This is a genomic window from Desulfitibacter sp. BRH_c19 (assembly GCA_001515945.1).
Taxonomy (GTDB): Bacteria; Bacillota; DSM-16504; order Desulfitibacterales; family Desulfitibacteraceae; genus Desulfitibacter.
The window spans coordinates 325,351-334,820 of the sequence record LOER01000026.1 but is presented as its reverse complement, the minus strand read 5'-3'; the positions used below and the strand labels follow the sequence as shown (position 1 = coordinate 334,820).

At 36.4% G+C, this 9,470-nt stretch carries 7 protein-coding genes; 1 reads left to right on the top strand and 6 read right to left on the bottom strand.

Going from position 1 to position 9,470, the window contains the following annotated elements; translation table 11 throughout:
• The first annotated feature begins 61 nt into the window (after nt 1–61).
• Nucleotides 62–382, top strand: coding sequence for a hypothetical protein (locus tag APF76_17715; protein ID KUO51315.1), 321 nt, complete (start codon nt 62–64; stop codon nt 380–382).
• A gap of 396 nt (nt 383–778) precedes the next feature.
• Here the strand turns inward: APF76_17715 and APF76_17710 are convergent, their stop codons facing one another.
• The 6 genes from APF76_17710 to APF76_17685 all read right to left on the bottom strand — a co-directional run bounded on the left by APF76_17710 (nt 779) and on the right by APF76_17685 (nt 9,407).
• Nucleotides 779–3,514: a hypothetical protein gene (locus APF76_17710; protein ID KUO51314.1), complete on the bottom strand. Its 2,736-nt coding sequence runs from the start codon at nt 3,512–3,514 to the stop codon at nt 779–781.
• Between the two features lie 602 nt (nt 3,515–4,116).
• Complete coding sequence (locus APF76_17705) at nt 4,117–4,842, bottom strand: N-acetylmannosaminyltransferase (protein ID KUO51313.1); 726 nt, start codon at nt 4,840–4,842, stop codon at nt 4,117–4,119.
• Between the two features lie 162 nt (nt 4,843–5,004).
• Nucleotides 5,005–6,090 (bottom strand): hypothetical protein, encoded by a 1,086-nt coding sequence (locus APF76_17700; protein ID KUO51312.1) that lies wholly within the window; start codon nt 6,088–6,090, stop codon nt 5,005–5,007.
• A 178-nt stretch (nt 6,091–6,268) separates the two neighbouring features.
• Nucleotides 6,269–7,111: a hypothetical protein gene (locus tag APF76_17695; protein ID KUO51311.1), complete on the bottom strand. Its 843-nt coding sequence runs from the start codon at nt 7,109–7,111 to the stop codon at nt 6,269–6,271.
• Nucleotides 7,112–7,221: 110 nt separating this feature from the next.
• Nucleotides 7,222–7,530 (bottom strand): hypothetical protein, encoded by a 309-nt coding sequence (locus tag APF76_17690; GenBank protein ID KUO51337.1) that lies wholly within the window; start codon nt 7,528–7,530, stop codon nt 7,222–7,224.
• A gap of 878 nt (nt 7,531–8,408) precedes the next feature.
• A complete protein-coding gene (locus APF76_17685; protein ID KUO51310.1) occupies nt 8,409–9,407 on the bottom strand; it encodes a hypothetical protein in 999 nt (332 codons plus the stop codon).
• Between the last annotated feature and the right edge of the window lie 63 nt (nt 9,408–9,470).

The following is a 9,470-nucleotide window of genomic DNA, read 5'->3' as shown; positions in this document are numbered from 1 at the left end:
CTCGCTGGAGCACCTACTGTTACTCTTGATGAAGCTGAAAATAGAATTCGGAGAAAAATAAATGAAAAAATTTCACGTTGAGCTCCTTCCTGCAGCTTATGAGGATCTTGATGAAATCTTTGACTATATTTTATTGGATGACCTTTCAGCTGCAGAGAATATGCTCAATAGAATTATGTTTTCATTACACCACCTTGAACATTTTCCAAACTCTGGTGTCAAGTTAACAACCAAGTCACTAAAATATCATAATTTTCGTATGGTCATAATTGACCCTTACATTGCCTTTTACCGTTATATAGATGATAAGGTTTACATCTACCGCATTCTTCATGGTGCTAGAAATTATACTCAGATTCTAAAACAAATAAAGAATAAATGATTGGCAAACAGACAATTGTGTTTGATTATATGGTCACAAGGAACATTCACCAAAAGAAAAAACTGTCCATATAGATTGCTCCGTTATATGCTCTCCTTAAGGTAGACAGATTAAATAATAAAATCTGTTTACTGAAAGGGAAATATTTTTATGAGATACTTCTACTATGGCTTTTTCAAATCAACGTACCTGTCCCCTTGGTTTCGCAAAAAAGAACCCCTTTGGATTTAGATTTCTCCGCTGAGGTCCTTCTTGTCAGGTCTATTTCTTTATCTTTTCATTATCTCTATTGGTCAATTTTCGACAAAAGTTATTGAAGCAAGGTACCTGTCCCCATATTTTTCAAAAAAAAAGCGATAGGAGATTACCCTATCGCTTAAACTATACTATTTACTATTAATTATCTGCTTTAATCTCGATATAAATTACTTCATTTGAAGACTGACCTAATTGATAATCAATAATATCTCCTGTAGATAATGTTCCGCCAGTAACAACTACATCGGCACTCATATCTAAGGATGTTGTTACACCATCTTCTTTCACTACTAATACAGTACCACTTAGACCAGTAACCTCTGCACCTGTTACACTACCAGAGCCACCGCTAGTTGATGCTGGATCAACTATGAAATATCTGACATATTTTTCTGTGTCTTCTGCATCATAAACAACTTGAACAGTTGTTCCAACTTCTGCACTTCTTAGTTCAGAGAATGTCATTAATTCAATATCAGTAGTATCTGATACATCATAGATGTATCCGTCGGCAACAAGTTTCCAATCTTTAACTTCACGATCTCTAGCAACTACTTCATCTTTAAAGCTACTAGTTACAGTAAAGGATGGACCTTCATAACCTGAACCAACTACATCTTCTATAGCTTTTACATTACCATTGGAGTCAATTATTTCAAGTACTACTGCTTCTCCAGCTTTAAAGTCTTGACTATCTGTCTTAGGGTCGTCAATGTAATATGTTATTTCATCATCGCCCACTAAAGCTTTAATTCTGGTTAATTCTCCATCGCTATTTCTTCTTACTTGAGTAAGAATAGCTAGCTCTGTAGTTGTTTTTTGCATATCTGAATCTGTTAAGACTAGATATAACACTTTGGAACCATCATGGGTAATAGCACCAGATTTAAGATCAACGTCCTCTTCTAATTCACCATAGGTAATAACTTCAACGTCTTCATCATCCCAGTCACTATCAGTCCAAGTACCCCAACCATTTATGACTGCTGTATCTACAATAAATACAGGAACACTACTGCTCATTCTTTTACCTTCGATGTAAGTATCTCCTGATTCATAAGTCTTTGCAAAAGTATTATCTACATCACTAACAAAGAAACCTAATTCTACTATATCACCATTGTCATCAAGGGTAATTTCAATAACGTCACCCATAGTTGGTAAATTGAGATTACCATAAGCATCAGCATCTATGGCAGTATATGGATAAGCACTACCTACTAATGTTAAATCAGCAGCATCATCATTCCATTCCTCGTCACCATCTACTTCAATAGCTTCAAGGTCATTTAAATTAAAATCATATGTTACAACTGTTCCATTTTCATTTACGACCTTTAGTTCTGCATAAACTTTGTTTCTACTATCCTTATAACCTACCATATCTTCATACAATACAGCACCAATGGTAGTCTTGGAAACTTCACCAAGTTCACCGGCTACAAATACTGCATCGCCATTTCTATCAATGAATACTACAACATCTTCTTCTGCTTCTTGCATTTCTTCTGCTGCATCTTTATCAAAATCATCGATGTCGCCATCTTCATTGAAGTATTGAACTGCTTTTCCATCATAAGTTGTGTCATATTCAAATGACTCACCAGCAACTTCGAAATTACTTTCGAATACTTCTTCCATTTCACCTTCAACAGTCATATTGAATACTTCTGCATATTCAGCATCTTCATTATAGAATAAAATGTCGCCTTCTTCTAACTCATCTAGAGTAATAGTCATACCATCTTTTACGATTGTGTAATCTTCTGCATCAAGTTCCTCGTCATAGCCGATTACATCATAACCATCAAGTTCTTCGACTACTAAGAAATTATCCCACTGATAAGCGTCAACAAAAACTACATCGTTGTCTTTGTTTAATACAACTTTTGCATAGTCATATACGTTGCCATCTAATTCATCTACATCTTCTTCTTCGCCATTAATCCAAATAGCAACAACGTCATCTTCATCTGCAAAGTCATAGTCTTTGTCAGCAGCAACAGCTGTTAACTCGTCTTCATCAATGTCTTCTAATGCATCATAAACGATAGTGTTGTCACCATGTAATTTAATGCTTAGAACTTCATCATCATCGTTTACATAAGCTGTAACTTTAGTACCAAAGAACTTCTCATAGTCAACAGCTACTTTTAGGTCATAAGTAGTTCCACCAATTTCAATTTCATCGTCATCTAAATTGCTTGTTCTTGGAATATCTGTTACATAAGCGTTAACTTTTACTAAATCTAAAGCATCTTCTAATAAGGAAACATTTTTGGAGCGGAAACCAAGAGCATATTCATGGTCATACTCAACAACATCTTCATCTAAAGTCTTGCTTAGCATTTGGAATACTTTGCCACGCTCAATAGCTCCACTAGCATCAAAAGCAATCCCACTAGTAATTCCAAGACCTGCAGCCTTAACTAGGTAATTAGTTGGCCATGCACCTGGAAGATTGTCATTGTAACCAAGAACTCTTAAAAGAACAGTTACAACTTCAGAAGCTCTAATTTGATCGTTTGGTCTAAATGTTCCAGCTGGGTCACCCTTAACAAAACCTTGGGAAGCTGCTACATTAATCCAACCTGAGTACCAAACACCACTTTTAACGTCTGAAAACTGTGATGGTGAATTTACAAGTAAATCAGCAGCATCTTCAAAACCTGATGAGATAACTGCAATTTTTGCAAATTCTGCACGTGTAATATTATTTTCTAATCCAAAACTACCATCGGTATATCCTTCAATAAATCCTAGGTCAAACAGTCTATCAGCAGATTCTTCAGCAGAATCAGCAGCAACTGCAAGGCCAGCAAAAGCGAATAGAAGGACAGCGATTGTTAAAACAACAATTAATGATCTCTTCATATCTTTTTATTTCCCCCTTTTGTGTTTTCAAAGAACGTTTTCTCTTGCTCCGGTTTTTCCACTATTGCAACAAGACGGTTATTGAAAAGATAAGTACATTTGAATGTTTCTTATGTGAAACATCACTCCCCTCAATATTAATTATTCTCGCATTCAGCATATTAACCTAAAGGGTATATAGTAGAGCAGAAGTCAGGAGTCAGAATTCAGGAGAACCTGAAATTCTACAAACCTTATTCTGTTAACTATCGTCGTTTGGGTCAAAACACAATCTTTTTAAAACCTAAGTTATGTATTTTGTCCTACACTATTTAATACGCAGGTTGGGTCGGTTATCCCTTCAAAAAACTTCAAAGTTTTTTCATGTTTTTTTAAGTAATTCAGAATACAGAATTCAGAAGAAAACTAAGAAAAATCTTCCAACTTATTGTATTAGACAAACATACAAATAATTCCTGCTTATTATTAAAAAAGAATACAGGAGTCAGTAAAAACTTCTGAAGTCTTAGATCAACCACAGGGACAGTTCCTTGGTCTCCCCTGACGGACCTTCGCTTTGCTACGGTGACGCTTGAACCGTCCCTATGACTTCTGGCTTCTGACTAGTGCTTTTTGCCTTTTAGCCTCACTTGGATGGAGAATTTGGGTAGGGATGTCATTCTGCCTATCCTGTGGGGTTCTTTTATGAGGCGATAGAGCCACTCTAATCCTGCTTTTTGGAAGAAGATGGGTGCTCTTTTAGCTTTGCCTGATATTACATCAAGACTTCCCCCTATTCCTATAGATACGGGAACTTGTAGTTCTTTTTGGTGGTCTTTAATCCAAAACTCTTGTCTGGGTGCTCCCAGGGCTACTAGGAGAATGTCTGGTTTCTTTTCTTTTATATCCTTGAGAAGTTTTTCTTTATCAGTTTCAGATATATACCCATGACATGTACCCACTATTTTTAGACCATTATACCTTTTTTGCAGGTTTTCCGCAGCAGTTTCAGCAACTGTGGGGGCACCTCCATAAAAATAAAAGGTCCATCCCTTTTTTGCTGCTATTTCTGCCAGCTTTAGGGTTAGGTCTATCCCTGTTACCCTTTCTGGTACTGGTGCATTAAGGTAATTAGAAGCCCAAACTACTCCTGAGCCATCTGGTGTAACTAGATCTGCCTCTTTAATAATTTCTTTTAATCTGGGGTCACTTTGTGCTTTATGTATTATTTCAGCATTTAACGTGATTATGTGATGTGGTTTTCCAGATTGGATGAATTCTTCTATCTTTTTAAGAGCTCCATCCATGTCTATCCTATCCACAAGACAACCTAGAATATCTACCTTCATTTATTTCAGCACCTTCTTAGTAGAATATAGAATACAGGAGTCAGAATAAACCTTAAAAGCAAAACCTTTTATAAAAAAGGAGTCAGGAGTCAGAATAAGAGCTTACTTAAGAGCAGAATACAGGAGTCAGCATTCAGAATAAGAGCTTTAAGAGCAAGTCTTTTATTCTTCTGTATTCTGGGTGCTGTCTTCCGGCTCCTTAATAAATATCTCATCCAGTTTTTGGGTCGAGGGTATCCAGTAACTAACTCCACCTATATATTTCGGTTCTCCTGGGATCATTTGGCTGGTTACTTTTTCACTTTCCAGCTCTTTAATAGCCATACCAATGGAAACCATTTCTGCAATACTTAAATTGGTCTTTATACTGCTATTTATTTCCCCTACTAATTCTGGAATTTTAAGTGCATTTTTTAGTTTAAGCTTTTGGTTTATAAACTCCGTTATGAACTTCTGTTGACGTTCAACACGACCAACATCTCCCCTGCCATCACTACGGTAGCGGACATACTGAAGTGCTTTATCACCATTTAGCTTTTGAGCACCTGCTTTTAAATCTATGCTTTCTTCTGGATAATACATTTTGCTTTCAACGGTATATTCTATGCCATCTAGGATATCCACTACTTCTCTAAAGCTGTTAAAGTTAAGCTGGAGGTATTTATCCACCTCTACATCAAGGAATCCAGTAACTGTCTCCGTTAGGAGCCTTGCCCCTCCAAAGGCTTGAGCATGGTTAATCTTATCAGTTCCACGACCCGGTATTGCTACACGAGTATCCCTGGGGATTGATAAAAGCTTCAGCTCATGATTTGTAGTATTTAAAATTGCAAGTATTACTGTATCAGCCCTAGATGCTTCTCCTGGTCTTTCATCAGTACCAATAAGTAATATCTTTTCTATATTATCCTCTTTGTCCTTAGGAGTAAACAGCCCACCTATATCTAGAGGTTTCCCATCATCTCCCTGGGCAATACCCCCTTCGAATAAGTGGTTGGCAAAGAGATATCCACTAAATGAAAAAACAAAGACAGCAAAAACAAGAACAGCTGCAACGGCCAGCTTGTTCTTACGACTTGCTACATTTGTATGATTATCTAGATACTCATCCTCGTAGGCTAGGTCCGAGGGATATATCTTAATGTCTTCTTCCTCATTCTCATATCGAATTGGATTGCCGTCTTCGTCTATGTCTTGCCAGAAGAAGCTTTTTATTTTGTCTAATAAACCCCTTTTTTTGCGTTTCACCAAAGTCGTCACCTCAAATATCGGAAGTCAGAATAAACTTTTTAAACCCTAGATTAAAAACAGCCACGGGGACAGTTCCATCGTCTTCCCTGACGGACCTTCTCTTCGTTCGGTGACGCTTGAACCGTCCCCATGGCTTCTGTTTTCTGTATTCTGTTTCTGTATTGTAGTAATTTATTTACTGGAATTCCTTTGCCACTTCTGGCAGTTTGTTTTCGTCGGCAAGATAATACCATATGCCATCTAACTTTTGGTTTGTTCCTGGTAGTACAAGAGTTTCTATGGGCTTGCTTTTTGCCTTAGCTGCAACAGCACCAAACTTCATCAGCTCAGTTGTTGAAAAATCATGCTCAACATACTCTGTCATTGTCTGGATGATCTGAGGCACTTTTAGAACCATCTTAGGCTTAAGCAGTTCATCAGATAAAAGCTTAATAATTTCCTGCTGTCTCTTTGCCCTTCCGATATCCCCTTCACTAGTACCGCGAAAACGTGCATAACCTAAGGCATCTTTCCCATCTAATTTCTGAACTCCTGGTTGTAAATTAATACCTTCACTAGGAACATTCATGCTCACAGGAACATCTACTTCAATGCCCCCAACTAAATCAATAAGTGTTTCAAAAGCCTCAAAGTTGAATACTATATGATGATCAATCTCTATATCCATAAAGTCTTCTATAGTTTGTCTTGTTAGTTCTGCTCCACCATAAACATAGGCAGCATTTACTTTGTCATAGCCTCCCTTGATCTTTAACCTGGTATCTCTAGGTATTGACATGAGGTATACTTCCTCCCTGTCGGGCCTAAAGCTCATAAGCATTATGGAATCCGTCCTACCCCTGGAACCTTTTTCAACGTCAAGTCCTAGAATAAGTACATTCATAGGATCAATTTCTACATCCTCTTCTATTTCAGGTTCTTCATCATTACCAATATCTATTTTTTGTGTACTGTCATACCAGTAGAACAACAGACCAAACAGCATAAAAATTATAAATATAATAATACCCTTACGCATTTGGGTTAACCTCCAGTAGTTTTTTGCATTCTTTATATTAGACGTAAAATGTTCCTAAATTGTTCACGATATATTATATCATAGTTTATATTCCAATTTACATACCAGTTCTAGGGGATAATAGTTACTTGTTTGGTATTAGGATTCCAATCTACTGAGGCACCTAACTGCTCACTCACCATTCTTACTGGAACAAAAGTTCTTCCATTAGCAAGCGTGGCTGGGACATCTACATTATTTGCTTTTCCATTAATGGTTATTGTTGTGGAACTGATGGGGAACTCTATTTTTGTATCACCTAGAACATAGGAAACAGTCTTGGTAGAAGGTTCCCAATCTACTGCAGCACCTAAAGCTTCTCCTATAAATCTGAAAGGTACCATTGTTCTTCCATCTACTGTAAAAGGTGCAGTATCCAATGAGTGGGACTGCTCACCTACGGATGCTGTTTTATTATTTATTGTAAGTTTAATTGGCTGCTTAAGTCCTTTTTTTAATTCAAAAACTGTTTTCTCCAGCCGAGCAACCGCAATAGACATATTATATACTGTATTTTCAAGGGGAGTTATCCTTTCACTTATATATCTATCTACATAGGACTTAGTTACAAGGGGATCATCTTGGCTACCAGGCTCAGGGTTTGATGAGCCTACTGCGTTTCCAATAAAAGAAACTAACAATACTATTACTATGTATATGGAAAGAGATATTACGATAAAGGGCTTTTTATACAGAGTAAACACCTGCTTTCTGTGAAGCAAAAAACCTTCAGAATTCTGTTTATAATAATTCGACACGATTCTACTGTGTACCTGCAATATATTATACGAAACGCGAATTGAATTTTTAGTGGTAAAATTCTTGTCAAACTAGTATTCTTAAGGCATTATCTTGTTAAAGTATTTATTTTCACAAAGTTAAGTGCTATACTTAGTTCAGAAAGTCGACAGAGAATATTCAATATATTTAATTAGTTTTTAAATATATTTAAAAAATTCAACTCTACTGATGAAAGGAAGTGACAAGGATGACAAAAAGGCCAAATTATCTCGAGTCTAAAAGAAATAATCTTTTGAAGGATTACCATTATGCCAAAAGTACTGATAAGGTGAGAATTCTAGTTGAGATTATGGATTTAGAAGAAGAGCTTAACTATTCAAATAATCACTCACCAAAAAGAGCGGCACTTTAAGGAAAGATAGAATTCAGGAGTCAGAATACAGAATTCAGAATAAGAGCTTTTAAATCTACACAACAAATAAGCCTCAGTTCATTTTTAGCGTGAACTGGGGCTTTCTTATTGGGTGGTGATTTTATAGATTACATCTTTTAAAATATCTTCGGAGATATTTTTATCAAGAATTATTTTTTCTATATCATCCATATTCACTCCCCTAGCTATTCTAAAATGGAGTAAGAGGTTTTCTGGTGTCAAAGGAAAATCTGTATCTATATATCGAGATGATTTAATAACCAGGGCAGGAAGCTTGTAAAAATAGGTTGTTGGTCTGGTGAACTGCTCCATTAGTTGACCTAATACCGCCTGGTCCTGATCAGTTGCAGGCATTTCAAAGATGTCTTCCAGGTTAATTCTTTGGTCATCAACTATTATAGGATCAAGGATTTTATTTGCCTCTTTTAGAACTGCTTTATCCATATGTACATGGTAAGCAATTTCTATTTCAAGTAACTCCTCTAATATATCCACCAGCATATATCCATAGTCCTTTTCTGAATGCTGCTTATAAAGTCCTTGAAGGGTATAGCGTTGTCCATTGTATTCTATATATGTATTGTTGTGGAAAAAAACACTCCCAGATTTAAGGTTCTCCTTTTTATCCTTATAATCTATGCTGTATATTGCTGTCATTAATAACTTGTCCTTGTCAGCACCTATAAATAAGATATTTAGGTTATCTGTTTCCTTGTTTCTTTTGGGAAGCGGTTTCTGTTTTATTGGATCAGCAGGTGGCTTAAATTGGACAGGAAATTTTTGCTTAGGCTCTTTTTCTTGAGCTTCTGGCGAAGCGCTGTCTTCAATTACGTCTACTTCAATTTTTATATCATATTCTTGTAATTTACTTTCTTCCTGATTTTCGGGCAAACTATATTCAGGTAAAATAGACTTTTCTTCATCTATCACGTCATTTCTGTCAGAGTTATAGGGAAACACCTTCTGAAACCAATGCGATTCTGTAAGGAAGGAATGTCCCCTGTTGTACAACGTGCCGGACGTCGTAGGTAAAAGCGCGGGAACAATTAGAAAAATGGCAAGTATAAAGAAAAATTTTCTCATATAATTCTCCTTGGTAATAGACTGTTAGTAGTTAGTATGGGATATTTCGAAGAGATAAATACA

Excerpts from the sequence above, each read along its gene's own strand:
- APF76_17715 (KUO51315.1), top strand. The coding sequence starts at position 62 with ATGAAAAAATTTCACGTTGAGCTCCTTCCTGCAGCTTATGAGGATCTT.
- APF76_17710 (KUO51314.1), bottom strand. The coding sequence starts at position 3,514 with ATGAAGAGATCATTAATTGTTGTTTTAACAATCGCTGTCCTTCTATTC.
- APF76_17705 (KUO51313.1), bottom strand. The coding sequence starts at position 4,842 with ATGAAGGTAGATATTCTAGGTTGTCTTGTGGATAGGATAGACATGGAT.
- APF76_17695 (KUO51311.1), bottom strand. The coding sequence starts at position 7,111 with ATGCGTAAGGGTATTATTATATTTATAATTTTTATGCTGTTTGGTCTG.
- APF76_17685 (KUO51310.1), bottom strand. The coding sequence starts at position 9,407 with ATGAGAAAATTTTTCTTTATACTTGCCATTTTTCTAATTGTTCCCGCG.